We start from the raw sequence: 26,170 nt of genomic DNA on the forward strand, positions 1-26,170 counted from the left end.
CAGCAGCGGCTGCATTCGGCGGCCGGCAATATGCCGCCCGCCGAATACGAAATCACCATGCAGAAAAAGTGGAAAGCGGAAAAAGTGTCCAGGATTACTTGACCACCACAGCACCTACTTTTCTTTGCCTGCCGCAAAGAAAAGTAGGCAAAAGAAAGCGGCTCAAACCGCTCATGCTAAGCGGGGCCCGTGGTCTGCTGCGGGTAGTGGTGCGACTGGAATCTGGGTTCGTGCACCTGCATACGCCAGTGACAAGGGCGTCATACTTCCGGCGGCGCTGCGCGCGCCGAAGAGCCGCTCATAAAACCCCCCGCTACGTTTTGACTCCCCATGCCTCGCCAACGGGTCGTGGCTCGTCATCGCATCCGCTCACCATCATCGTCATCGCGATTGGAACGATAACCGCAACCGTACCCGCGGCTGGGACTGCGATCGTGACTGGAACGGGAACGGGAACGGGAACGGGAACGGGAACGGGGACGGGGACGGGGACGGTGATTCAGCACACCGACATATCATTTAAGGTGGGGATTCGCGGGGGAGTGCAGAGGCGGGTCGCCGAGGCGAAGCCGACGGCCCCCACGGACCTCAACCGAAGCCCGTGGTTTCCCATGCATACCCGTCCGCGACGCACGCAGTGCGGAGTGGGAGCTGATGAATCCTTTGTCACTAGCGCGGAATGTGTGAGAGCGCGGATTCCAGTCGCACCACTACCTGCAGAAAACCTCGGTGCCCACTTAGCATTAGCGGTTTGAGCCGCTTTCTTTTGCCTACTTTTCTTTGCGGCAAGCAAAGAAAAGTAGGTGCCCCCCCGCACAGGGGGAACGCTAATAGACCACTAACAAAGCAAGGAAAGGCACGAAAGCCAGAACAAGGAAAGGCCAAAGCCCCAAGGACACGGACAATGCCGCCGCAAAAGGCAAAAAAACCACTAACCTTTAACCCCGGCTGGAAGCCTCAAATGATTCCAAGCCGCCAGCCCGGCAAAAACAACCCCAGCAACGCTAACCCCCACCCATCCAAAAGTCGGCCACACAACAGCGCCGACCCCCGACCCGACAGCACCGCCAATAAAATAAGCCACCATATAAACCGTATTCACGCGACTCCGCGCCTCAGGCTTCAACGCATAAATCCGCGATTGGTTGGAAATCTGTGCAGCCTGCACACCAATATCGAGGATGATCACACCAATCACCAACCCAGCAATACTCTTCGCCGATAAGGCAAAAACAACAAACGACACAGCCACCAGCACGATCGACATCGTGATAATGGCCCGCGGCCCGCGTCGGTCAGAAAATTTGCCGGCGAATGGCGCGGCCATCGCCCCTGCAGCACCGACGATCCCGAATAATCCAGCCGCCTGCGGCCCGAGATGAAACGGCGCACCCGCCAGCAACAACGCCAGCACCGACCAGAAGATACTGAACGCCGCGAACATCGCGGCCCCAGTCAACGAGGCTTCACGCAGATCGCGATGCTCGACAACCAGATGCCACATCGAGATCAGCAACTTGCCGTAGGGCAGCGTCGACGTCGGCTTGCTCTTCGGCAAACGCATGATGATCACCACCGCCAGCACCAGCAGCGCGACCACCGAAGCGCCGAACACGGCACGCCAGCCGAAATACTCGGCAATAATGCCCGCGGCAGTCCGTGCCAGCAAAATCCCCAGCAACAATCCACTCATCACCGTGCCAACGGCATGGCCGCGCTCGGAAGCCGGCGCGAGTTCGGCAGCGAACGGCACCGCCTGCTGCGCGATGGTGGCGAGCACGCCAATCACGAGGCTTGCGCCGATGAGCACCGACAGCGTCGGCGCCGTAGACGCAAGCACAAGTGCGACACACATGCCTACGATCTGCAGCAGGATCAGGCGGCGCCGATCGAAGCGATCGCCAAGCGGCGCCAACAGGAGCATCCCGGCCGCGTAGCCGAGTTGCGTCACGGCAGGCACAACGCCGACCCACGACGCGCTATTCGGAAACGACTGGCGGAAATTGTCGAGCAGCGGCTGGTTGTAATAGATGTTTGCGACTGCCACACCGGCAATCGTCGCGAGCAGAAGCAGCAAGCCGCGCAACGACCGGTCGGCGGAAGCGGAAGTGGAAGCGTCGGATGTGGACATGAGAGGGGGCTGTCGATGGACCGGCCCATGCACGGTCCTCAAGCGTGCCGATCATACCGGAGCAGGACGGATCCTGCTGACGGCCCAACATGCGCTCGCTCGCAGACAAAATGAGATGGTCGTTCGGTTTTCGTTCGTAGAATCGGCGCGCGCAACAGGACCTATTACGTGACCGATCTCATGAACATACCCTCGAAACCCGAACCTCGACGCATCAGCGGCTGGCTGCTCATCGCGTTGATCTGCCTCGCTGCATGGGCGCTTTCAACCGCATTCGCATTGCGTGATCCGCTCAGGCTGATGCTCGAATGGGAGCTGCTGGCGGTATTCGTGCGCCCTGAAACGCACGGCTGGTATCGCACCGTGATTGCGATGGTCGGCTGCGACGTGATCATCGGTGCATTTATCGTGGCCGGCGCAGGCTGGCTTGCGCTGCTCGTGCGGCGAAACTCGGCGCGTTTCCCGGTACAGGTGCAGGCGTGGCTGTTGGCCATCGTCGTCATGCGAACCATCGCCTACCTGCTCGGCGATCACATGACCCAAGCCATTGGCGTCGCCATTGCCATTCCGTTTGATGGCTTCATTCAGGCCGTGGTTGCTGCCGCGCTCGGGATACCGTATTTCAGGCTGTCCCGGCGCGTACGGCAAACTTTCGTCGTGGTTTGAACCGGCGAAACGACACCGTTAGTCGATCAAATCGCCTTCAGGTTCGTAAAAAGGATACGGACCATCGGCTTTATCGACATACGCATGATGCGTGACGATGCCCGTTGCGGCATCGTAGCGATGCAGCGCATACGCGGGCGGCTCCATCACGAAAGCAGAGGGCGCATCCTCGCGCAGGTCGAGTCCGACCTGATGCGCGGGCGCCGGCACCGCGGACGCAATCGTGCCGCCAAACCGTACGAACATCGGTCGATGCACGTGGCCGCAGATCACGCGTTCCACGTTCGGATAACGTGCGATTAACGCGGCGAGTTTGTCGGCGGCTGCGGGGTCGAGCCGCAATTCATCCATATGCCCGATTCCGCAGACGAACGGCGGATGATGCAACGCGACCACAGTCGGCTTGCCTTGTGCGGCATCGAGTTGCGTCTCGAGCCAGGCGAGGCGCGCGTCGCACAGATTGCCGGCGCTTTGGCCCGGCACCATCGAATCGAGCGCGATCACGCGCAGCGGTCCGACATCGACTGCGTAGTGCACGAACTCGCCACCACCACGCAATTCGTTGCGATCGGGAAACGCCGCGCGCAACGCGGCCCGTTCGTCGTGATTACCCACCATCAGGAAGTAGGGGATTTCGAGCGGTGCGAGCAGCGTCTTGAGGTGCTCGTACTGTTCCGGATCACCCTGATCGACGAGGTCGCCGGTCATGATTACGGCGTCGGGACGCGGCTCCAGTGCATTAAGCGCGGCGACAGTGCGCGCGAGATAGGCACCGGTATCGACGCGGCGGTAAGCCAGCGCGCCGGGTCGTTTGATATGCAGGTCGCTAATTTGAGCCAGCAGCATGGGGATGTCCTTCTTTATGGCGCGCTAGAAACGCAGCGCTGTGTCATTACGATAGCGCAATCAGCGCGTCCTGCGCGATCGAAATCCCGACCGGTGTGCCGCGCGCGAGTTCGACGCGGCCCGCGACGTCGATCAGCAAAGCGTCCGGCGCGGCGCCACCGATCGTCAAACGGGTGCGTTCGCCGAGAAACGCCGTGCTTTCGATATTGCCGCGCAGTTGTGCGCTGGCCGGGTCGGCCAGATACGCGTCTTCAGGGCGGAAGAAAATTTCATGTGCCGCGCTTGCGTGTGCGGGACCTGAGGGCAGCGGTACGGTGCCGCCGGTTGTCGTCAGCACGCCGTCGCGCCGCTCGCCCGCCAGCCGGTTGATTGTGCCGACGAATTGCGCGACTGTGCGATTCGCCGGACGGTAGTAAATATCGCGCGGCGAGCCGATCTGCTCGATTCTCCCGGCGCTCATCACGACGATGCGGTCGCCGAGTTCCATCGCTTCGGCCTGATCGTGGGTCACATAGACAGTCGTGATGCCCAGGTCGCGCAGCAACGTATTCATCTCGCTGCGCAAGGTGTCGCGCAAACGCGCGTCGAGGGCGGTCAGCGGTTCGTCGAGCAGCAACACACGAGGTTGCACGGCGAGTGCTCGCGCCAATGCAACACGCTGACGCTGGCCGCCCGAAAGCTGATCGATGGGTTTGTCCGCGTGCGCGGTGAGACGCATCATCGCGAGCAATTCGTCGACGCGTTGCCGTGCGGTGTCAGCAGGCACGCGTTTGATCTTGAGGCCGTAGCCGATGTTGCCGCGCACGGTCAGGTTAGGAAACAGCGCGTAGCTCTGGAACACCATGCCGACCTGGCGCTTTTCGATCGGCAGGGCAGTGACGTCTTCGTCGCCGAACGCGATGCTGCCACCGGCGTCAGGTGTCTCGAGGCCCGCGATCATGCGCAACGTGGTGGTCTTGCCGCAACCGGACGGGCCGAGCAGCACTAGCGTCTCGCCGGCGCCGATGTGCAGATCGAGCGGTTCGAGCACACGTGTGCCGCGAAACGTTTTCGCGCACTGTGTGAGCGTGATGGGAACGGAGTCGAGTTTCATGGCGTGGACGTCGGTGTAGGCTTCGAACGGGAGGCAGCGCTGCGTTGTTTGCCCGCGCTGCGCTGGCCGGTCGCATCGACGCCGAGCCATTGCATCGCGACGAGCAGCGGCATCGTCATGATGAAAAACAGAATCGTGTAGGCGCTGCCGATTTCGATGCGTAACGACGCATAGGTGTCGGCGAGACCGACCGGCAGCGTCTTGGTATCGGGCGTGTGCAACATCCACGTGAGGTTGAATTCGCCGATCGAGAGCGTCAGCACCGCCAACGCACCGGCGACGATCCCTGGCCGCGCATTCGGCAGCACAATCGTGACGAAGCGTTGAAAGAAGCTCGCGCCGAGGCTCGCCGCGCCTTCTTCGAGTGTGCGCAGGTCGCTACTTGCACAGACGGCCGCAACCGCGCGCACCATGAACGGCAGCGTGAACACCACGTGCCCGACGACGATAAACGCGACGCTCATGCGAAACATCGTGAAGCCGCCGTAGACCACCAGCAGCGCGAGCGCGGAAGCGAGGCCGGGCAGGGCGATCGGCAGCACCAGAAATTCTTCGATGATGCGCGAGAGCCGCGTCTTGCTGCGCGCGAGAACGTACCCGGCGGGCACGCCGGTCAGCAGCGTGATCAGCAAGGTCATCGCCGCCACTTCAAGCGAGAGAAATACCGAGCTGTGATATTGCGTCCACACTTCGCCGAGCCAGCGCAGCGTGAGTCCGCTCGATACGCCTTTGAAATAGTTGACCGTGAGTCCGGCCATGATCGACATCACGACCGGCACGATCAGAAATGCGCATAGCAGCAGTGTGACGAACCACTGTCCGGCTGCGAGCCACGTGCGTGATGTGGGCAACCCGCGGCGCCGCGTGTGCGTTTTTGCGGGCTGCTTGACTGGAGCAGTGATGGAATTCATCGAAGTCTTGTCATCGGGTTTGGACACGCCGCTCATGCGCTTGCCGCGACGGCCGACCCGCTTACGCTGCGAGCGAACGCCAGTACGGCCCACGTGACGATGCCGAGCACGATCGAGAGACCCGCGGCCGTCACCATGTTCGCGTTGAGCGTGAACTCGGTGTAGATGGTCATCGGCAATACGTCGATGTCGGTGGCCAGGGTGAAGGCGGTGCCGAAGGCGCCCATTGCGGTCGCGAAACATACCGCGCCGGCCGCGATCAAGCCCGGCGACAACGCAGGCAACACGATGTCACGCGTAATGCGCCACGGCGATGCACCGAGCGAACGCGCAGCTTCTTCGAGCGAGGCATCGAGCTTGGTCGCCGACGCCATCACCGTGACGATCACGCGCGGGATCGAGAAGTACAGGTAGCCGAGAAAAAGGCCGCTCATCGAGTAAGCGAACACCCAGCGATCGCCGGTGAGTTTCAGCGAAAGCGCACCGATCAAACCCTGGCGTCCGGCCAGCATGATCACCATGAAGCCGACCACGACGCCAGGGAATGCCAACGGAAACGTCAGCAGCGCGAGCAGCGTGCGCTTGAGCGGAAACTCGCGGCGCGCCAGCAGCAATCCGGCGATGACCGAAAGCACCAGCGTCGTTGCCGTGACCGCGGCGGATAACATCACCGTCGCGCCGAGGCTCGACATGTAGCGCGGATTCGTCAGCATCGCGCGATAGGTCGCGAATGCGTGGCCGTCGCCGCTGATCTGCGCGAGCGCGCCCATCGGCAACAGCCAGAACGCGATGAAAACCGCCAGCGCCGGCGCGATCAAAGCGATGCGCCAGCGCAGCGGGAACGTGACGTCGTTCAATGCATCACCTGTAGATAACGCTCGCCGAAGCTCGATTGCTTCTCGGCCATTTTGCCGAAGTCGACCGGTTTGGCGCGGGCATAGTCGCTTGCGGGCAGGAATTTGGCGGCGGTTTCCGCGCTCATCGCGTTTGCGCGCACCGGACGCAGATAGGCGTCGGCCCACAGTTTCTGGCCTTCGTCCGACAGCACGAAATCGAGCACCTTCTTGCCGTTCGCTTCATGCGGCGCGCCCTTCACGAGACTCATCACGTACGGCACCGAGATCGTGCCTTCCTTCGGAATCACGAATTCTACGTTGGCGTGATCCTTGTACTTCGCGCGGTAGGCGTCAAAGTCGTAGTCGAGCAGAATCGGGATTTCACCGGACATCACGCGCGCATAGGCGGTCTGCTTCGGCACGATCGGCGCATTGGCCTTCAGCTTGCGGAACCAGTCGAGGCCCGGTTCGAAGTTATCGAGCGTGCCGCCGAGCGCCTGATTCACCGCGACCGCACCGGCATAGCCGACAAACGCGCTCGATGGATCGAGATAGCCGATCATGCCTTTGTACTCAGGCTTCAGAAGATCGGCCCACGAACGCGGGACCGGTTTGCCTTCCAGCGCGTCCTTGTTGACGAAAAAGCCCAGCGTGCCCGAGTGGATTGTGAACCAGTAGCCTTGCGGGTCCTTCATGTTTGCAGGGATGTCGTCCCAGTGCGCCGGCTTGTACGGCTGAATAACGCCTTTGTCCTTCGCCTGGAACGCCGACGACACGCCGAGATACACCACGTCCGCAACCGGGCTCTTCTGCTCGGCCATCAGTTGCGCAATCGACTGGCCGGAGTTCTTGTTGTCGAACGGCACGCGGATGCCGGTCTTTTGCTGGATCGCCTTGATCTGGCTCGCCCAGTCGGCCCATTCGGGCGGGCAGTTGTAGCAGATCGCGGTTTCATCGGCATGGGCCGCTTGCGGCGCAAGGGCGGCGAGCGCGGCGGTGACGATCATGCCGGCCGAGAGCGCGCTAGTCGCGGTGCGGGCGACGCGGTGCCAGAGCGGTTTGATCGAAGAAGCGAAACGTATTGAAGAGCGGATCACTGCGGGTCTCCTGGAGCGGAAGAGAGCGGGTGGTTCGGGGTTCGAATTGAATGCTGATACAAACGACAAGGCAAGCGACCAGGCAAACGGCCTCTAGGTCGTCGCCGAAGCTTCTGTGCGGTTCGAAATCGCCGCGATGGTGGCGCCTTCGCGCAAGCTGTGCGGCAAGGTCAGCGTGGGCGACGTTTCGCCTAACGTTTCGTAGGTGCCGGTTACGCGAGCAAGCAGACGCCGCCAGGCGGCGCAGCCGATCTCGCGATTCGGCGCACAGATGCTTGCCAGCGGCGGCGACAGCAATTCGCCCATGGCGAGTCCGTCGAAGCCGAGAATCGACATGTCGTGCGGAATCTGCAAACGCGCGCGGCGCAGGCCGCGCATCACGACCATCGCGAGCAGATCGTTACTGCAGAAGAGGGCGGTCGGGCGGTTCGGGCCGCTGGTCAGATGAGCGAGCACGGACGGCGCCAGTTCGTCGGCGTTGAAATCGACTTCGAGTGCGGGCGCAGGGATGAGGCCTGCCTGCTGCATCGCCTGCGCGTAGCCGAGATGCCGCTGGCGGGCGCGATCCGATGCGGCCAGCGTGCCCGCCAGCATCAGGATGCGGCGATGGCCGTGCGCGATCAGCATGCGTACGCCATCGAACGCGGCAAGGCGGTTGTCGACCGAGACCGACGGACGCCGCACGGTGTCGTTATGCATCAGCACGTAGAGCAGACCGGAGCGGTCGAGATCGTCGAGCAGCGGATGCGTGTCGGCATCGGCGACGGTCAGGATCAGGCCTTCCACGCGATGTTCGCGCAACGTTTCGATGGCGTGGCGTTCGCGGTCGGCATCGTACTGGGTGGTCATCAGCATGAGCCGGTAGCCTTGCGCCGCGGCGAGTTCGTCGATGCCTTGCAGGCATTCGGCGAACACAGGGTTGGCGAGCGTGGGCAGGATGACGCCGATGAGACGCGTGCGCTCACCGCGAAGTTGCCGGCCGAGCGGGCTCGGGCGGAAGTTGAGGGCGTCGATGGATTGACGCACCTTGTCGAGCGTGATCGGATTCACGGTATGCGGCGCGTTGATCGCGCGCGAGACCGTGGCGATGGAGAAGCCCGCGTGGGCAGCGACGTCTTTGATCGTTGGGATCATGATTTCCGCGCGTTATGTAAACGTTTTCGTCAGCGGATTATCAGGAACGTTTGTGACTTGCGGATGACTCCAATTTTTATGCCTGGCGGGCGAGGGTGGGGCTGGACCGCGCCGGGATTGCGCCGGTTTGGTGCGCCCGCCGGGCAATGGTAGAATTCGCGTCCAGCGTGGTTCTGACCCCTGCCGGGGTGATGAAATTGGTAAACATAGCGGACTTAAAATCCGCCGCCTCACGGCTTGCCGGTTCGAGTCCGGTCCCCGGCACCAGGAAGTATTCCGACAAGTTCCGCTAAAATCCGCGAAGTCGCCGTGCCATAAGGCTCTGCGGCTTTTTTTGCGCCTGCGTGTTCCGGGGTTGTCGAAGTGCAGCTGGCCGTAAATGGTGGTTTTTTTTGGTGGTAACTATCTGTCCGAATCTTTGACGTCTCGATCGGGAAATACCACCATGGCGTCTACCGACAAACAAGTCAGAAATGCACGATTCAGACCGGACGGTGCAGGTACCTGCGACGGACGGATGTCAAGGTCGTGCTGGTTGAGACGGACACGTCCAACCCCGATGTCATGAACGCTGTACACGATGAAATCGAATGTGGGTCCTGTGATCTGGACGACGTGAGCAGCGGGATCGATTTCGTCAATTTCTGCGATTTGCACCGTTCTTTCCCTACCCTTTTGTAGGATATCTACCCATCGGCGCTATCAAAAGCTTGCGCGACAATCGTCAACAACACACTAGCCGGTCGGTCCGTCAAAATCATGCGTCACTTTTTCCATTCGAAAATTGGCGGCATTCTCAGATTGCTTGCAATCCCGATGGCAATCCTCGCACCGCCGGTCTCGCAAAGCCTTTCGAACGATCAACGTGTCGATCTGACCGCGGGCGCTTTCTGTTCGGCGCGAAATGACGCCGGTTTTCACTTACCCAACGAAGTATCTGTCCAGTCGATCCGGCCTCTTCCGGCTGATGGTATGCATAAAGAACGTGCTATACGGGCCCACTATCCGCTGTATAGAATCCGGAAAATTTTCTGACTACCATGAAGCTCGGCGCCCACAAACACTCTGTCGCATGGCTTGGCCTCATCGCCATGTGGCTTGTGGTTTTTGCGCCGCTTGTGAGTCAGTTGCTCGTTGCGTCCCGTGCAGATGTGCCGGTCAGTGCCATTTGTTCGGCAGTCGAAAGTGATGTTCCCACTGCACACCATACTTCCCAGGATAAGCTTGCGGCGTGTGGATACTGCGATCTTGTCGCTCATCATGTAGCAGCGCTGAGCGTTCCTCCCGCCGGTTTCTTTGCAACGGTGCTGTTAGCGGTTGTGCAAGTATCGGCGCCGCCCCTGTTTGTCCCTCACGCCGCCGCGTTCCCATCTGGCCGGCCTCGCGATCCTCCTGTCCTTTCCTGATCGTCACCCTTGCCGACCGCAGCGTCAGCCTGCTTCGTAGCCCGGCCGTCGCGGCAGTCCGTCGCCCCAGGAAAACACGCACATTCTTCCACCCGGGGAGGGTGGTTGACGAGCGTCCGCATCCAGCGGAGAGGAACCATGTCTACCAACCAGAACGCGCTATTGCGCTGCACGCTGCCTTTCACCATGGCCGCGATCTTTCCCACTGCTGCTTACGCCTGCGCCACTTGCGGCTGCTCGTTGAGCACCGATGCCGCGATGGGCTATTCCGCCGCGCCGGGTTGGCGAATCAACATCGAATACGATTTCATCAACCAGAACCAACTGCGCAGCGGTACCGGTTCAGTGTCGAACACCCAGCCCGCCGGTATCAATGACGCCGGTGGCAGCCAGGAGGTGGAGCGCCAGACGATCAATCGATACGTCAATCTCAGCATCAGCTATAGCCCCGGCGCGAGCTGGAACTTCAGTGCGCTCATTCCTTATATTTACCGTAGCCACACGACGTTCGGCAACGCGACGATGGACCAGCTCACACCCGACAATGTGAGCGGCGCAACCAGCAAAGGCCTGGGCGATATCAAGCTCATCGCCAGCTATCAGGGTTTTCTGCCAACGCACAATCTTGGCTTGCAGCTTGGTGTCAAGTTACCGACTGGCCGGTACGGTGGTCAGAACGTCAATACGGGTGCAACCGTTGGGCACAATCCAGTGTTCTTCTCGAACGGCCCCAATGCAGCCGCAGGCCAGGCGCTCGACACCAGCTTGCAGCCCGGCACCGGCAGTACGGACCTGATTGTCGGCGCCTACTATTACCAGGCGATCAGCCAGAACTTCGACGCGTTTATCAACGGGCAATTCCAGTCCGCAATCGTGGAAAATCTCGATCACGTCGGCGCGACATACCGCCCTGGGAATCTGGCCAGTTTGAGTGTGGGACTGCGCTATGAGGCGAACCCGAAGTGGGTTCCGCAGTTGCAGATCAACGTGACCCGCAAGAGCCACGACCAGGGCACGCTCGCGGATACCGCGAATACAGCGGGAACGGTCGTTTATGTCAGCCCCGGCATTACCGTGAACGTATGGAAAAACCTCGAGGTGTATGGCTTCGTGCAGCGCGCGATTTACAGCAAGCTCGACGGCTATCAGTTGTTTCCACGCTGGAGCGCTAACGTGGGGATGAGCTATGCGTTCTGACGTATCGCGAGCGCCGCTGGCGCACACAGACTCCGCATTCGCGACATCGACCGCGCGGCGGGCGTGGTTGCGTGCGGTGCTTGCATTGTCTCTGGGTGTGAGCGGGTTGGGCCGGTTCTCGACGACCTGCGCTGCCACGCTGGCCGTCGGTCAACCCGCACCGCCGCTCGTCCTTCATACGCTGGATGGCCGGAACATCAGCACCGCCGATCTGCTCGGCAAGGTGATCGTTCTGACGTTCTGGGCTACCTGGTGTGAGCCGTGCCGTGACGAACTGCCTCTTTTGTCCGCCTACGCCGCACGCAATGCAGATCGAGGGCTGCAAGTGCTCGGGTTCAGTCTGGATGGAGCCGGCGATCTGTCTGCGGTTCGCGAGGTTGCAGCGAGCTTGAGCTTTCCAGTGGGTCTGCTGGGCAGCGCCTGGGCTGGCGATTATGGGCGCATGTGGCGCATTCCAGTGAGCTTCACGATTGGACGTACGGGTCTCCTGGTGGACAACGGGTGGGACGACACATATCCCGTCTGGACATCTGAGCGTCTGCAACGCGTTATCACGCCACTTTTGAGGTAATGGATGCGTGAGTGACGAATGCGAAGAGGAAGCACCGCCCGGACGTTCCCGGTGGCGAGCGTTGTTGCCATGACTCTGCACGCCGCGGTGTATGGTTCGACGTTTTCGAGCGTGTCTGTCAGAGCCTCTCGAGAACTTCAAGAAAAAGCAATATGCCGATGAAGAAGCCAATCCATCTTACCGTGGTCATGAGGGCGGAGAGCTTGAGGGCCAGTGAGTTCACCGCGTCCGCGACAGGGTTCGCCGTTAATTCATCACCGCGGCCGCCATTCACCGTCGCGGTACGCAATTGAGCGGCTGCGAGGTCGATACGAAGGTGGGTGACGTAGCCCATTGCGATTTCCGGACATTCAATTGCGCCGTCGCTCTTGTTGGGCCTAAGAAAAAGGTTCGGCTCGCGCTGAAGGTCAGCTATTGCACTTTCAGCTGTGTAGAGGTGCCGCAGCGCCAGTCCCAACTCGACTGCGCCAAACTGGCCATCGGACATCGCCTTCGAAAGCGCATGTATACAGGCCTCGGGAATGTGGCAGGCGAGCCACCACTGATCGGGTTCGCCGGTCTCGGCGTCGGCCCGATTGGCGCCGAGACGGGCAGTACCGAGCGGCACGTCGGCAAACGAAATGCCGAGTTCGTCTTCCAACTCGCGCAGACCTAACCGGTCAGCCCTGCTGACGTCGCGTGCCTCGAAGGACACCTCGACGGTGCGCATCGCGTGTCCAGCGTCGCCAATGATCGACAGCTCCTGGCCATCGAGACGCGCCACTCCGTGCAGCGACGTGGAAAGTGTGGGCTGTTTGTCTGCGTCCAGAGGTTCTGCGAGCTGCTGCGTCACATGAAGCTGTTCCAACCTCAACCACATTGACCTGGCCGGAAAATACGTCTGTTTCTCGCCATCCAACCCAACATGTTCGAGCGTGTGATTCTTCCGCTCAATTAATTGCGTCGCGACGTTTTTCTCCAAAAACTCCATGGCGCTCCCCACTCGTGATTGCGTCAAACCCTTGGGCGATCAAGGACAAGGGTGTGGGTATTGCCCGCCTGAGCGCATGGTCAAAGCGCCGACGGTCGCATATTGCAATGCAGCATGCCGATGGTAGGAATTCTACCCATCCGAACGTTTGGTGGATATTAGGAATAGCACACATAAATTGCAATTTGTTTCTGGGCCCACTCTAGCCAGCCAGATCTGAAGAACGTCGCTGGGTTTGCCCTACTGCAAGTGTAGGGGGGTGACCCATCCCAGGCTACGTCGCTCTTGTTCAGAATCCAGATACGGACTGATGTAACGACGTAACCAGTCCGCATTCGCAGTAGAGCATGACGCCCGGCGTGTATCGCGCCGGCTGACCCCTGGGACGGAGGTCATATGTTCAGTACCCGCGCTTATCGCAGCAGTGTTGCCGCGCTGCTGTTCCTGCTATTTGCAGTGCCCTCGTTCGGCCAGTCGTTCCGGGTGCAATGCCCGCCAACCACGCCGGCGCATCCGACGGCGCTGCCGCCCGGTACAGGAGAGCCCGCCTACACCGGGCCGTCCTACACTGGACAGACCTCCACGTCGACCGGTGTCGTCAACGGCGCGATCAAGTGCCAGCAGATCTCTGGCGGTGATGGTTACGCGACGATGGCGAACGGCGTGCAGACGTACCTGTTCGCTTTCGGCCCGTTGTCCGGGCTGGCCGACATCAAGGCGGGCCTTCCGGGCACCGAGTTTGCCTCGGTGTTCAACACCGTCGGCGACCCAAGGTCGGACCCGACCTACAACGGCGCGGTCGGCCTCGTGCCTGATCCGGAATCGGTGCCTCCGGGCCAGCTGACCGGCCACGTCGATCCACGACCGATCATGGATATCGGTGTGATGAACGGCAACGAGCCGGCGCCGACGATGGCGATCGACGAGGACGACGAGTTCTTCCTCACGCTGACGAACGTCGGGATGATCATGCGCCCCGATCTGTTCGAGCGGCACACGGTGCACTTCCACGGCTATCCGAACGCGTCGTCGTTCTATGACGGCGTACCGGACGCGTCGGTGGCGATCAACATTGGCGCGAGCTTCACGTACTACTATCTCGCGCCGGATGCCGGCACTTACTTCTGGCACTGCCACATCACGCCGCCAGAACACCTGCAGATGGGCATGGTCGGCCAGATCTTCGTGCGGCCACGCCAGAACCGCGTCCCCGGCGGTGCATCGTTGTATAGCTCGCTGCTGCTGCAGCAAAAGGATCTGCGTACGGCGTGCGGCAACGACATTCTGTGCACGACACCGTTGCCGCCTGCGAACGGCGTGCTCCACGTAAACAACAAGAGCAACACGCCGACGCTGTATGCGTACAACGACGGCGACGGTTCGACCGCCTACGACGTCGAGTATCCGGTGCAGATACACGGCTTCGATCCGAACTTCCACTTCATTGGCATGACGTTCAATCCGGAGCCGTTCACCGACATGAAGGACAAGCTCTTCATGTTAAATGGACGCAGCTATCCGGACACCGTGAATCCGAACCCGTTGTCGACTCAGGTAGCTGACGGTACGCCGCATTTTTCGCAACCGCTGCCGACGCTGATCAACATTCCGGCTGGTGGCAGGGCGCTGCTGCGGATCTCGGACCTGGACGTCACCGAGTATCAGACGCTGGCGTCGCTTGGCATTCCGATGCACGTGGTCGGTATTAATGCCCGCTTGCTGCGCGACATGTCCGGCAACGATATGACCTACAACACGAACTCGATCACGCTGGGTGGTGGCGAATCGATCGACGTGATCCTCGACGCCAGCGACACGACGAAATATAAGCCGGGTGCGATCTTTTACCTGTACACCCCGAATCTCGACCACCTGGCCAACGACCAGGAAAACTTCGGCGGCTTGATGACTGAGGTCCACATCTGCAACGCAGTGGACCCGGCCAAGAAGTCCTGCACCTAGGAGAAGAGCCGTGGGACACATCAATCACAACACATGGATCGCCACGCTCGCGCGCCTTGGGCGGCTTGCACGGTTCGGCGCGGCGATGCTCGCCACGCTCGTCTGCATGCACGCGCAAGCCGCCGCGCCTGGCATCACGGGGACGCATTTCGACCTGAGTGCGGAGGCGAACCGCATCACGCAGCCCGACGGCGCGAGCGTTTATTCGTGGGGTTACGGATGCCGCACGGCGCCGGCCGGCTTTTCTCCGTCCACGATCGCGGGCGCGAACTGTCCGAGCATGCAGATTCCCGGTCCGACGCTGATCGTGAAGCAGGGCGATGTCGTCACGGTGACGCTCACCAATAACCTGCCGGCGGCTGCGGGCAACACGTCGATCCTCTTTCCGGGATTCCAGGTCTGCGCCGCGGCACTGAACCCCGACGGGTCCTGTCCTGGCACGCTCACCGGCTCGCCGGGATTGCTGACCCGCGAGGCCGCCCACGGCAGCACGGTAACGTATAGCTTCGTCGCGGCAACGCCTGGCACGCATGCCTACTACAGCGGTACGCAGGGCGATCTGCAGATCGAGATGGGTCTGTATGGCGCGATCATCGTTTTGCCGACCTCTTCACCCGGCACGGTTGCGGTGCCTACTGGTTGCCGCGCGGTCGCGGCGACGCTGCCGGATGGGCAACCCGACTTCCGCAATGCCGGCGCGGCTTATAACCACAGCGCCGCCTGCTACGACCGTGAGTATCTTTTTCAGTTCTCCGAAATTGATCCGCGTATCCATGCGCAGGCTGAACAGCAGGCGGCGAACGCGTGCACGGCGCCGAACGGCTGCATGACCGTGGAGACGGAGCCCTACCACCCGGCCTATTTCATGGTCAACGGGCGCTCGATGCCGGACGACATGGACCCGAACTACGCAGTGCAGTATCCGCATCAGCCCTACAACGGCAATCCGCACATGCATCCGGGTGAACTGGTGCTGTTGCGGATCATAGGCACCGGCCGCTGGCAGCATCCGTTCCACGAGCACGGTAACCACGTGCGGGTACTTGCGCGCGATGGAAACATGCTGCTCAGCAAGACGGACCCGACCAAGGTGGCCGGACCGCTGCTATTCACGACGACCACGACGCCTGGTCTCACGATGGACGGAATTTTCTACTGGACAGGCAAGGGTCTGAACTGGGACGTCTATGGGCATAAGCCAGGGGACCTTTACACCGATACCGACCCGAAATACGCGGCTTACGTCGGCAAGCCAGTCGTCTGCATCCCGGACGCGAATGGCTATTACACGGCCGACCCGCACGCGCCGAACTACTACGAGTGGTGTGCCGATCACGGCAAGGCGCTCGAAGCGCACCCGTTCGGCAACGTGGGTAGCGGCGGGCCGGTCACCCTGCCGGACTCGCACGTGCTGACCAACGGCTTCTGGTATGGCGGCAGTCCTTATCTCGGACCTGACGCGACCATACGCGCCACTGCGCCCACCGGGACCACGCCGCCGAGCGGGACGGTCGTGAATCCACCAGCAACAGAAGCAGGCTTTGCCTTCATGTGGCACTCGCATAACGAGCGCGAGATCACCACGAACAACATCTTCCCAGGCGGAATGATGATGATGATGCTCGTCGATCCACAGGTTTTCCTGATTGACGAATCCAATTAGAGGCGGGGAGAAGCGCGATGAGATCCACTCAGTTTAAGGCGACCCTCTTCGACGTGTTCAAGGCAGGGGTCACAGCGTCGATTCTGCTGACTGCCAGCAGCATATCGTTTGCTCAAGTCGTCAATCTGACAGCGAAGGCGACGACGGCCACGCTGCCCGACGGGCAGGCGGTGCCGATGTGGGGGTACACCTGTACGCCGGCTGCGGTTGCGCCGGCGACCTGTGCGGCCACCAATCCGGGCGCCGGAGCGAACTGGTCGCCTGTGGTCATCACCGTGCCGCCAGGACCGTTGACGGTCAATCTCACCAATAGCTTGCCCGGTGCCGTGCCGACCTCGCTCGTCGTCGTGGGGCAGTTGGGTGGCGGCCTGGGGACAACGGCGACGAGCATGCCGAGCCCCCCGCATCCGACGCAAACCGCGACAACCTGGCCGATTGCCAGCACCGCGAGCGGCGCGACATTCACGCCGCCCGCGCAGGAGCCTCGTGTCCAGTCGTTTGCAACCGAGGTGGCGACCGGCAAGACAACCTCGCTTACCTGGAGCAACCTCAGCCCTGGCACCTATCTGATCGAGTCGGGAACACATCCGTCGATCCAGGGACCGATGGGGCTTTACGGCGTGCTGGTGGTGAAAGCACCCGTTGGCGGAACCGTGAGCTGCCCGGTGGCCTCGCAGCGGTATCAGGCTTATACGAATCCGGCTATCTGCTATGACGCTGACGTACCGCTCGTGCTGAGCGAAATCGATCCCGTGCAAAACACGGCCGTCGCAGCGGCGGTGACGACGACGGGCTTCAGCGAAACCCTGGCGTGGTCGGGTCAGCCCGGCGGCTGCGGCGATTCGAAATCGACGGCGTTCGGCACCTGCTATCCGCCGACCGTGAACTACGATCCGCGCTACTACCTGATCAACGGCGTCGCCTTCGACCGGACCAATCCCGGCGGGTCTTCGTTTGCCGCTACCGCGCCTGTCGCTACAGGCCAGGTGCTCATGCGTTTCGTGAATGCAGGTTTGCGGATGCACGTTCCGTCGGTAGTCGGCGCACAAACCGGCAATCCTGTTGCTTCCGGTTTCTCGCTGATTGCCGAGGACGGCAATGTGTTGCCCGGCAATCCGCGAGTCCAGTCTGAAGTGTTTCTGGCGGCCGGCAAGACCTACGACGTGATGATGAACGCACCGGCTACAGGCGCTACGGCGCTTCCGGTGTTTGATCGCGAACTGAGCTTGTCCACCAACAATCAGCGTGACGGCGGGATGCAGGGCTACGTTGCCGTCAATGGCGGCGCGCTGCCTACGGCGGGCGCCGCGAATCAGAATGCGATCGCCAATTCCTCCACCTACTTCTTTGTCCCTGGCACCACATTGACCGTGTCGGACCCGGCCAAGGGCGTGAAAGCCAAGGACGTGAATGTTTACGGCGTGGAGGTCAAGACAACGACCACCGGCGGCGCGCTGACGCTGAACCCGGACGGCACGTTCGTCTACGTGCCGAATACCGGTACGACAGCGGACAGCTTTGTGTATCAGGCCAACGGCAATCCCGCGGTATCGGCGACGGTCACGCTATCCGCCTGCAGCGCTGGCAACGGCTGTCTGTCTGGCCCGCCAGTGGCCGGCAATGGCGCTTACGTCAGCAACATTGCGTCGCGGCTGCAGATCGGCGCGCCCGGCGTGCTGGCCAATGCCTCGGATCCGAAGGGGCTGCCGCTTACCGCAGCGATCTCGGGCGCAGTGACAGGCGGGACCGTCACGCTGAATCCGGACGGATCGTTCACCGCGATTCCGACGACGCCGCCGGTGGGCAGCAGTGCGATGGCCACCATGACGTTCAAATACACGGCAAAGAATTCGCAGAACTCGTCGAGCACTGCCGCGACCGTGACGGTGACGTTCAAGGGCGGCAGCGGACTTGTCGTCAAGCCGCTGGACGCGCCGAGCACGGCGCCGGGCAAGACGCCGGTTCAGCTTGCGGATTACCGCTGGATCATCGAGGAAGACCGTACGTTCCAGATCGATCCCGCATGCCAGACAACCGCGACGACGCGTCCGGCTACCTGCCCGCCGTTGCCAGTTCCGAGCCTGGGCGCAAACTTCCACACCAGCTACATGCCGGTGGTGGCAGCAGGCTGTGTCGGCAAGGTCGCCTGCGAGTCGGGGCAAACGGTATATGACCCGGCGAGCAACTCGCACTTGCCGGCCGTGTGCGATATCGGCAACGGCGTGTGCCGCACGACGGCGGCGCAACAGGTGCCCGTCAATCCGAGCCAGGTGGCGCTCGATCCGACGAAGCACTATTACATCTCGATCTTGCCGGGGGACGCCGGTAACAGCTTTGGGAATGGTGCGGGCTTGCCGCAACCGGTCAATCCGGCGAACCCGACCGGGCCGCAGAGACAGTTCGACATTTCCAAGGACTGCCCGTCGGGGCCCGGCGGCGCGGATTTTGCGCCGGGCACGGGTAAGTGCGGCCACACCATGGGCGGCGCTCCGATCGCACCCGGACAGACCAGCGTCAACGTGCTGTTGCAGGAGACGCCGATGGCGACCGCGAAGGTCTCGGTGTTCGTCTTCGAAGACGACGCCCCGCTGAATGGCGAGGTGGACGTCAGTGGCGGCACCGATACGTTTGGCACCGCCCGCGAGCCGGGACTCGGTGGTTTCGAAATCAAGCTTTGGGACGATGCGGGCGGCACCGGTGACGCGACCGGACAGATGACTTACGACATGTTCAACATGCCGCTGTCCAATTCCTTGCAGGGGACCATCGACCCGATCTCGGGGCTCAATGCCTGCCCGATTTCGACGTCGACCGACGGTCTTGTCGGCATGGTCCCGACGTGTCCGAAATTCGAGTCGGACGGCAAGACGATTTCGCCGCTCGTCGGTCAGGCCATCATTGCGAACCTGATGCCCGGCCGCTACGGCATCGTCGCGACCCCGGCAGCCGACCGGATCGGCAGGGGAGAGGAATGGCTGCAGACGAACACGCTGGACGGACAGAAGGCACACGACGCGTTCATCAAGGTGGGTGGGCCGGCATACTTCCAGGAGTTCGGGCCGGCAGGCTTTCACGTGGCGATCGGGTTTGCCAATCCGAAAATCATCAATGCTCGCCTGCCGCTCCTGTGCGCGGGTGCGACGTGCAACAACGGACTCAAGGGTAGGGTAACGAACCTGCACTACGCCCGTCCGCCAAACGAGAATCTGTATGGCGCCGGCTCGCGCACCTCACTGAGTTTCACGCAATGCTATATCAGCGTCGGCGACCCGGACGGCGAGGATATGGCGTTCACCAAGTGCAACGCGGACGGAACGTTCAGCTTTAGCGGCTTGCCCGCAGGCACGTTCAGAATCACGATCTTCGATCAATGGAACGATCAGATCGTCGATGGGCTCGCGACGGCGGTACAACTGGCGGGTGGCCAGACCGTGGATGTCGGAGATATTTCGGTGCTCCAGTGGCACACGAATCTCTACACCCGGACCTTCATGGACCTGAACGGCTCGGGTGTCTCGCAGGCGAGCGACCCGGGGCTCGCGCTGGTTCCGACCAATGTCCGCTTCCGTGACGGCAGCTATTCGAACTTCAACAACACGGACCTGAACGGCTATGCGTCGTTTAACGAAGTGTTCCCGCTGTTCAACTGGTATGTCGTCGACACCGACGAAACGCGCTTCAAGCAGACTGGCGTGCATGTGGTCTATGACGCGGGCGGCCCGCCCGACGGCACACCCGGCGGCGGCACCTCGACTATCGCTGCCAATTACGCCAACACGCTGGAATCCTCGACCGCGCACCTGCCGACGAATCTGCGGGTGCCGGGGGCGGTGTATTGCAACGATGCGGACTGCAAGGACCGCTCGGGTACGACTCCTTCGACTGGCAGAGTCGATCCGCCGTGGGTAACCACGATGGGTTGGCAGGGCTTCTCTGGGCAGAGCTCCTTCATCGAGTTTGGCAAGGCACAGTTTGGTGCGACTGAAAACGGCGGCATCCGGGGCGAAGTCATCTATGCATCGACGCGGCCGTTCGACGATCCATCGCTCTTGATCCACACGAAATGGACACCGGACGTGCCGAACGTCACGGTGAACCTGTATGAGGAGGGTATTGCGGCGGACGGCACCACCAGCCTGGCGCTGGTGGACACGACGAAGACCGCCAGTTGGGATGACTGGGCGCAGGGCTTCCGCTCCGACGGCGTGCCTAACATGAACTGTCCGGGACAGGAGACAACCGACCCGTTCTTCTTCACGTTGAAGGACACCCCACAGTGGCTCGATGCGCAGAAGCGTGCTTTGCCGGCGCACTCGCAGTTCAAGTGCTACGACGGCATGCACGCGTTCAACCAGTTGCAGCCTGCGCCGTACGACGGGATGTACAAATTCCCGAGCGTGACTGGCCGGAATACGACGACTGGTAAGCCGACCGCGACGAACTGCACGGTCTGTGTTCCCAATCCTTCGGGCGACGGTACGCAGATGCTGCCTGCCGGCAAGTACGTGGTCGAAGTGATCGTGCCGCCGGGCTACGAACTGGTGAAGGAGGAAGACAAGAACATCCTGATCGGTGACAACTACATTGCCCCGGTCACGCAGCAATTCGCCGGCATCGGCGCCATCTTCATCCTGCCCGACCAGGCTGCGGTGAACTCCACCTATAACCGAAACAACCCGCAGAATCCGACCCAGAATCTCGGTTCCAACACCTATCCCCGGAATGAGGGCGACACGGGCAGCATTGAAGAGTTCTGGCCTTGTGTCGGTGAATTGCGCATCGTGCCCGACTTCATCAGCCTGTTCCCGGGCTCGCAGGAAGTCGCGCCGTTCGCGGGCGCCTCGCGGAACCTGTGCGACCGCAAGGAAGTGACGGTGTCCAACCAGATGACGGCGCTGGCGAAGTTCTGGATCTTCAGTTCGACGCATGTCGCCGCGCACTACACCGGCTTCATGCTGGATGACTTCTCTTCGGAGTTCGATCCGTATTCGCCGCAATTCGGCGAAAAGTTCGCGGTGCCGAACGTGCCGATCTCGATGAAGGATTTTGCCGGCAACGAAGTCGCTCGCACCTATACGGACCAATGGGGCATCTTCAACGGCTTGAACTACTCGACCTGGCAGGTCAATCCGCCGAACCCGACTGGCTATGCACCGACGATGATGGTCGCCTGCATGAATGATCCTGATATGCCCGATCCGGCGCATCCCGGCCAGACGGTTCGCGATCCTCTGTTCAACCCGGCTTACAGCCAGTTCTGTTACGAGATTCCGTTCATGCCTGGACAGACCCAGTACATGGATACGCCAGTGGTGCCGGTCTCGGCCTTCGCGGATGGCTACAACCAGCCTGACTGCGCGTACCCGGATGCCACGCCGGCGATCTCCAGCGTAACGGGCGACCCGATCAGCGGCGGCTCCGGACCGTGGGTCAGCGCTCCGCTGCACACGCTGACCATCAACGCGCAGGGCAATGCGCAGGTGCCGAACCATGCCTACACGGGTCCGGCCGCGACCAACGCGCCGTTCAACCAGAAGTTCCTCACGCGGCACTATGGCTTCGGGGCACAAAAGGGAACGGGATCGGTGACGATCGGCGGCGTGAATGCAATCGTGCAGTCATGGAGCGATACGCAGATCAAGGTGCTGGTGCCGATCCTGCTGCCGACCCAGTCGAGCTGCACGATCCAGCAGCGCAATGTGCTGAACCCCACGTTCTGCGGTGAACTCGTCATCACGGCGGGCAACGGCAAGCGCTCGATCGACACGGTTACGGTTACGATCGGCGGCAAGACGCCCACCTATGTGAATGGCGAGAACGCCACCAGCAACGCGATTCAGACCGCGATCGACAAGGCGACCCCGGGCGACATGATCGTCGTCGGTCCGGGCGTCTATAACGAAATGCTGTTGATGTGGAAGCCGGTCCGCTTGCAAGGTGTCGGTGCGACGGCGGTGACCGTCAACGCGAACACGCACCCGTCGGGCAAGATGGACCCGTGGCGCAGGCAGGTTGGTTGTCTCTTCGGCGATGCATTGAACGGCGGCCTGATCTCGTCGAGCAATCCGTACGACCCGACCGGCACGTATTCCTGTCCGACCGCGATGCAGCGCAAGGTGGATGCCATACCGTTTGAACCCGCCTCGGGATGGGATTTCAATCTCAACGGCAACCTGGCTGAACTGCTGATCGAGCCGACGCTGATGGGCGCGTATGAAGGCGCGGCCATTACCGTGCTCGCCAAGGGCGTGAAGGACGTGACGGTGGGCGGCGTGACCCAACCCGACCCGAACTGCGTCGCGAACGGTATTTGCACGCCGCTCACGGGCCCGACCTTGCTTCAGCCGAACCCGCCGGATTGCACGAACAACCCGGGCAACTTCCTGTGCAATCCGTCGCGTATCGACGGCATGACCTTCACCAATAGTTCGCAGGGCGGTGGCGGGATATTCCTGCATGGCTGGAACCATTACACGGAGGTTTCGAACAATCGTGTCTTCGCCAACGCGGGGACGCTCACAGGCGGTATCACGGTCGGTCAGGTGGAAACCGCCGAAGCGACCATCGCCGCGGACGGCGTCACGCAGTTGCCGTTCCTGCTCAACCAGCATGTGAACATTCACCACAACTCGGTGACGTCGAATGCTTCGTACGGCGACGAAATCAACTCGAATACGCCTTCGTCAGCGGGCGGCGTGACCTTCTGCAACGGTGCCGACTACTATCACTTCAACTACAACTGGGTCTGCGGCAACATGAGTGCCGGCGACGGTGGTGGTGTCGCGCACTTCGGGTTCAGCTATAACGGCGACATCTCGCACAACTGGGTGTTGTTTAACCAGAGCAACAACCCGACGCTGCCCACCTACGGCGGCGGCATCATCGCCCAGGGCGTACCGCCTGACGGCACGTTCTGCGAGAACGCTGCGGTGGACACCGATTGCGCGCCTGAGCTTTCAGACGGCATTGGTCCGAAGCTTGTGATCGACGGCAATCTGATTGTCGGCAACACGGCGGAAAGCGGTAAGGGCGGTGGCCTGCGACTTCAGAACGTGAACGGTACCGACGTGCAGCGCAGCCCGAGTAACCCGAACGCGTGGTATTCGGTTCAGGTGACCAACAACATCATCGCGAACAACGTGGCAGGGTGGGCGGGAGGCGGTGTCTCGCTGCAGGATGCGGTGGCCGTGAACTTCGTCAACAACACGGTCGTCGCCAACGACTCGACGGCGTCCGCAGGCGTGCTGTTCAACACGCCCGCTGCCACCCAGGCCAACGTCGGGCCGCCAAACTGCACCACGGTGGGATCGGAAACGACGTGCTCGCCGATCACGACGTCGACTTTCGAGCCGGCGGGGCTGGAGACCGCGCGGCACACGCAGAATTTCATCGTCGCGTTCACCAATCCAGGTGTGGCGTGTCCGGCCGGGCTGCCCAACTGCACGACGTTCTCGAACCCGGTGCTGACCAACGATGTGTTCTGGCAGAACCGCACGTTCTATATCACCGTGGGAGGAAAGAATCCGAATATCGCGGGCCTGCAGAACGCGGTCACGTTGAACCCGTCGTTGAATCAGGCAGGGAAGACGACAGGCTTCTGCGATCCGAACGCAGTCTATTGGGACATTGGCGCGTTCGGCGACACCTCGGCCAGCAGTCGTCAAGCGGCTTTGACGATGCACCCGCAGTACTCGATTCTGACTGACGCCGGTGACTACCCAGGGGCGCACAACAGCAATCTGAACCCGGCGGTGGTGCACCAGTACTGCAACGGTTCGCGTGTGCCGCCGGAAGCCGGCGGAATCGGCATCACGGTGCCGCCGGGCATCGCCGATACGGTTCTGCCGAATCCGCTGTTCACCCTGATGCCGTCGGCGACGCCGGATGAAGGCAATCAGTGGATCAACATGTCGTACGGTCCGTTGTCGCTGTTCAACGAAGCGCTCACGTCGGGCATGACCGGCTACAACGTAGTACTGGGCAACTACTCGATCAATACCGGTTCGCCGGCAATCAATGCCGGCACGGCGACCGGTGCGCCGAATCACGACATCTTCGGCACGTCGCGGCCGCAGGGGCTCGGATACGACATCGGCGCAGTCGAGTTTGTGCAGCCGGGCCTGCTCGGCGGCGGCACCCCGATCGATCCGCTTGCGCTGGGCGGCTCGACGGACGGCCTGCTCAGTCTGCTCGGCCTCGTCCAGGCGCTGACGCCGAAGCCGGCCGTGACACCGCCGGCGGCGGCACCGCTGATCCCGGCGCAGACGCAGCCGCCGGTCGTAAAGTGAGAGGGGCGCGGCAATGAAACTTTGCTTCCCCATGATGAAGCCGGCGCTGCGGTTCGCGAGCAGCGTCTGTCTGGCCGCGGCACTCGTTCAAGGGGCCGCCGCCCAGCAGAGCCCACCGGGAGCGCCCACGCTCAGGCACTCGCCGTATTTGCCGGTGAACATGTCGCAGCATGCGAAGAACTACTACGGGATGATGAAGGGCATCGACAACCTGAGCGTGCGCAGCACGGCATCGGGCAATCTGATTCGCTTCAGCTATCGCGTGACGGATCCGGTGGCGGCCCATCTGCTCGGCGAGAAGACCGCCACCGCCTATCTGTACGGCGAAACGAGTCATGCGCTGCTCGAGATTCCGGTCATGGACAAGATTGGGCAGTTGCGCCAGACCGGTCCACTCGAAGCCGGGCAGGAATACTGGATGGTGTTTTCCAACAAGGGCGGTCCGATCAAGGCCGGCGAGCGCGTCGACGTATTCATCGGTTCGCTTCATGTCGACGGACTGATCGTCGAATGATCGCGGCACGGCGATTTGCAACACAATTGGGGGAGGTGAGTCATGTGTCGATTTCTTTTGAAGGCGATTTCGGCGGTCTCGGTGGCCGGTGTTCTGGCATCCGGCCCGGTTGCATTCGCGGCCTCGACCGCAGGGACGGCACAAGCCGCGGCGGCGAGTCACATGGGTGCGGCACAGATCGTCGAGCGGAACGTCGCGGCACGCGGTGGGCTTCAGGCGTGGCACGCGGTCAATACGATGACGATGTCGGGGCAGATCGAAGCCGGCGGCACGAAGAACACCAGGCTGCCTTTCACGATGACGATGAAGCGGCCGAACAAGAGCCGTTTCGAGATCCGCTTCAAGGAGCAGACGGCGTTTCAGGTCTACGACGGCGCGCAGGGCTGGAAGGTCAGGCCTTTCCTCGGACGCAACGAAGTCGAACCGTATACGCCTGCAGAGGCTAAATCGGCAGCGGCATCGGCCGATCTGGAAGGGCCGCTGATCGACTATGCGAGCAAGGGCTCGCGGGTCGAAGCGCTCGGCATGGAATCTGTCGAAGGACATCGCGCGTACGTCCTGAAGCTGACGGAAAAAGACAATACGTCGCGCCGCATCTGGATCGACGCAAGCAGTTTTCTCGAACTGAAGATCGACGGCGAACCACGCAAGCTCGACGGGCGGATGCACAACGTCGCCATCTTCTACCGCGATTACAGGAAAGAAAATGGGCTCGTCATTCCGCACACGCTGGAAACCGCGGTCAGCGGTGTCAAGCCGACGCACAAGCTGACGATCGAGCACGTCACGGTGAATCCGCCGGCGGACGACACGCTGTTCGCGAAACCGCAACTGGCCATGGCCAAAGTGCCGGGCCAACAGCCCCAAGCGGCTAGCCACTAGCCA

The 26,170-nt window shown here is 61.7% G+C and carries 17 protein-coding genes, 1 tRNA gene and 1 pseudogene; 11 read left to right on the forward strand and 8 right to left on the reverse strand.

Annotation, left to right across the window (positions count from 1 at the left end):
- Positions 1-931: 931 nt before the first annotated feature.
- Positions 932-2,131 (reverse strand): MFS transporter, encoded by a 1,200-nt coding sequence (locus R8871_RS28995; protein WP_175053555.1) that lies wholly within the window; start codon positions 2,129-2,131, stop codon positions 932-934.
- 180 nt (positions 2,132-2,311) lie between these two features.
- Between R8871_RS28995 and R8871_RS29000 the strand changes: the two genes are divergently transcribed.
- Complete coding sequence (locus tag R8871_RS29000) at positions 2,312-2,797, forward strand: DUF2569 domain-containing protein (RefSeq protein ID WP_175053556.1); 486 nt, start codon at positions 2,312-2,314, stop codon at positions 2,795-2,797.
- Positions 2,798-2,815: 18 nt separating this feature from the next.
- Here the strand turns inward: R8871_RS29000 and R8871_RS29005 are convergent, their stop codons facing one another.
- The 6 genes from R8871_RS29005 to R8871_RS29030 all read right to left on the reverse strand — a co-directional run bounded on the left by R8871_RS29005 (position 2,816) and on the right by R8871_RS29030 (position 8,714).
- A complete protein-coding gene (locus tag R8871_RS29005; protein ID WP_175053557.1) occupies positions 2,816-3,643 on the reverse strand; it encodes a phosphodiesterase in 828 nt (275 codons plus the stop codon).
- Positions 3,644-3,689: 46 nt separating this feature from the next.
- Positions 3,690-4,736 (reverse strand): ABC transporter ATP-binding protein, encoded by a 1,047-nt coding sequence (locus tag R8871_RS29010; protein WP_175053558.1) that lies wholly within the window; start codon positions 4,734-4,736, stop codon positions 3,690-3,692.
- Positions 4,733-5,647, reverse strand: coding sequence for an ABC transporter permease (locus R8871_RS29015; protein WP_175053559.1), 915 nt, complete (start codon positions 5,645-5,647; stop codon positions 4,733-4,735). The genes R8871_RS29010 and R8871_RS29015 overlap by 4 nt, the downstream gene beginning before the upstream one ends.
- A 32-nt stretch (positions 5,648-5,679) precedes the next feature.
- The gene (locus R8871_RS29020; RefSeq protein ID WP_093647257.1) at positions 5,680-6,504 is read right to left on the reverse strand and encodes an ABC transporter permease; all 825 of its coding nucleotides are present in this window, start codon (positions 6,502-6,504) and stop codon (positions 5,680-5,682) included.
- A complete protein-coding gene (locus R8871_RS29025; RefSeq protein WP_175053560.1) occupies positions 6,501-7,580 on the reverse strand; it encodes an ABC transporter substrate-binding protein in 1,080 nt (359 codons plus the stop codon). Before R8871_RS29025 ends, R8871_RS29020 begins: the two co-directional genes overlap by 4 nt.
- 93 nt (positions 7,581-7,673) lie before the next feature.
- Entirely contained in the window at positions 7,674-8,714 is a 1,041-nt protein-coding gene (locus R8871_RS29030) for a LacI family DNA-binding transcriptional regulator (RefSeq protein WP_175053561.1), read from the reverse strand.
- Between the two features lie 182 nt (positions 8,715-8,896).
- Here R8871_RS29030 and R8871_RS29035 point away from each other — a divergent pair.
- The 5 genes and pseudogenes from R8871_RS29035 to R8871_RS29050 all read left to right on the forward strand — a co-directional run bounded on the left by R8871_RS29035 (position 8,897) and on the right by R8871_RS29050 (position 11,888).
- Positions 8,897-8,981 (forward strand) — tRNA-Leu (locus R8871_RS29035).
- Positions 8,982-9,194: 213 nt separating this feature from the next.
- Positions 9,195-9,374: pseudogene (locus tag R8871_RS38540) on the forward strand (hypothetical protein); the annotation flags it as partial.
- 431 nt (positions 9,375-9,805) lie between these two features.
- On the forward strand, positions 9,806-10,120 hold the full coding sequence (locus R8871_RS29040; protein WP_407673234.1) for a DUF2946 domain-containing protein: 315 nt from the start codon (positions 9,806-9,808) through the stop codon (positions 10,118-10,120).
- Between the two features lie 186 nt (positions 10,121-10,306).
- A complete protein-coding gene (locus R8871_RS29045; protein WP_175053724.1) occupies positions 10,307-11,317 on the forward strand; it encodes a transporter family protein in 1,011 nt (336 codons plus the stop codon).
- Positions 11,307-11,888 (forward strand): TlpA disulfide reductase family protein, encoded by a 582-nt coding sequence (locus R8871_RS29050; RefSeq protein WP_175053563.1) that lies wholly within the window; start codon positions 11,307-11,309, stop codon positions 11,886-11,888. The genes R8871_RS29045 and R8871_RS29050 overlap by 11 nt, the downstream gene beginning before the upstream one ends.
- Positions 11,889-12,006: 118 nt before the next feature.
- Here R8871_RS29050 and R8871_RS29055 read toward each other — a convergent pair whose 3' ends face one another.
- The gene (locus R8871_RS29055) at positions 12,007-12,858 is read right to left on the reverse strand and encodes a hypothetical protein (RefSeq protein WP_175053564.1); all 852 of its coding nucleotides are present in this window, start codon (positions 12,856-12,858) and stop codon (positions 12,007-12,009) included.
- Positions 12,859-13,254: 396 nt separating this feature from the next.
- Between R8871_RS29055 and R8871_RS29060 the strand changes: the two genes are divergently transcribed.
- Genes R8871_RS29060 through R8871_RS29080 form a run of 5 tightly spaced genes read left to right on the forward strand, consistent with a single transcriptional unit; the run spans position 13,255 to position 26,167 of the window.
- Entirely contained in the window at positions 13,255-14,820 is a 1,566-nt protein-coding gene (locus R8871_RS29060) for a multicopper oxidase domain-containing protein (protein WP_175053565.1), read from the forward strand.
- Between the two features lie 10 nt (positions 14,821-14,830).
- Complete coding sequence (locus tag R8871_RS29065; protein ID WP_175053566.1) at positions 14,831-16,483, forward strand: multicopper oxidase family protein; 1,653 nt, start codon at positions 14,831-14,833, stop codon at positions 16,481-16,483.
- A gap of 17 nt (positions 16,484-16,500) precedes the next feature.
- Positions 16,501-24,771 carry a choice-of-anchor Q domain-containing protein gene (locus tag R8871_RS29070; protein WP_175053567.1) on the forward strand — a complete coding sequence of 2,757 codons (8,271 nt, stop codon included), beginning with the start codon at positions 16,501-16,503 and terminating at the stop codon, positions 24,769-24,771.
- Between the two features lie 13 nt (positions 24,772-24,784).
- Positions 24,785-25,285 (forward strand): hypothetical protein, encoded by a 501-nt coding sequence (locus R8871_RS29075; protein ID WP_246287826.1) that lies wholly within the window; start codon positions 24,785-24,787, stop codon positions 25,283-25,285.
- Between the two features lie 42 nt (positions 25,286-25,327).
- Positions 25,328-26,167, forward strand: a complete 840-nt coding sequence (locus tag R8871_RS29080) for a LolA-like protein (RefSeq protein WP_246287828.1) — start codon at positions 25,328-25,330, stop codon at positions 26,165-26,167.
- Positions 26,168-26,170 lie beyond the last annotated feature (3 nt).

Source organism: Paraburkholderia sediminicola (genome assembly GCF_902859805.1).
Lineage (GTDB): Bacteria > Pseudomonadota > Gammaproteobacteria > Burkholderiales > Burkholderiaceae > Paraburkholderia > Paraburkholderia sediminicola.

Bases quoted from the DNA above. Each gene is read 5' to 3' on its own strand.
- R8871_RS28995 (WP_175053555.1), bottom strand. From the start codon at position 2,131: ATGTCCACATCCGACGCTTCCACTTCCGCTTCCGCCGACCGGTCGTTG.
- R8871_RS29000 (WP_175053556.1), top strand. From the start codon at position 2,312: ATGAACATACCCTCGAAACCCGAACCTCGACGCATCAGCGGCTGGCTG.
- R8871_RS29005 (WP_175053557.1), bottom strand. From the start codon at position 3,643: ATGCTGCTGGCTCAAATTAGCGACCTGCATATCAAACGACCCGGCGCG.
- R8871_RS29010 (WP_175053558.1), bottom strand. From the start codon at position 4,736: ATGAAACTCGACTCCGTTCCCATCACGCTCACACAGTGCGCGAAAACG.
- R8871_RS29015 (WP_175053559.1), bottom strand. From the start codon at position 5,647: ATGAATTCCATCACTGCTCCAGTCAAGCAGCCCGCAAAAACGCACACG.
- R8871_RS29030 (WP_175053561.1), bottom strand. From the start codon at position 8,714: ATGATCCCAACGATCAAAGACGTCGCTGCCCACGCGGGCTTCTCCATC.
- R8871_RS29040 (WP_407673234.1), top strand. From the start codon at position 9,806: ATGTGGCTTGTGGTTTTTGCGCCGCTTGTGAGTCAGTTGCTCGTTGCG.
- R8871_RS29045 (WP_175053724.1), top strand. From the start codon at position 10,307: ATGGCCGCGATCTTTCCCACTGCTGCTTACGCCTGCGCCACTTGCGGC.
- R8871_RS29050 (WP_175053563.1), top strand. From the start codon at position 11,307: ATGCGTTCTGACGTATCGCGAGCGCCGCTGGCGCACACAGACTCCGCA.
- R8871_RS29055 (WP_175053564.1), bottom strand. From the start codon at position 12,858: ATGGAGTTTTTGGAGAAAAACGTCGCGACGCAATTAATTGAGCGGAAG.
- R8871_RS29060 (WP_175053565.1), top strand. From the start codon at position 13,255: ATGTTCAGTACCCGCGCTTATCGCAGCAGTGTTGCCGCGCTGCTGTTC.
- R8871_RS29070 (WP_175053567.1), top strand. From the start codon at position 16,501: ATGAGATCCACTCAGTTTAAGGCGACCCTCTTCGACGTGTTCAAGGCA.
- R8871_RS29075 (WP_246287826.1), top strand. From the start codon at position 24,785: ATGAAACTTTGCTTCCCCATGATGAAGCCGGCGCTGCGGTTCGCGAGC.
- R8871_RS29080 (WP_246287828.1), top strand. From the start codon at position 25,328: ATGTGTCGATTTCTTTTGAAGGCGATTTCGGCGGTCTCGGTGGCCGGT.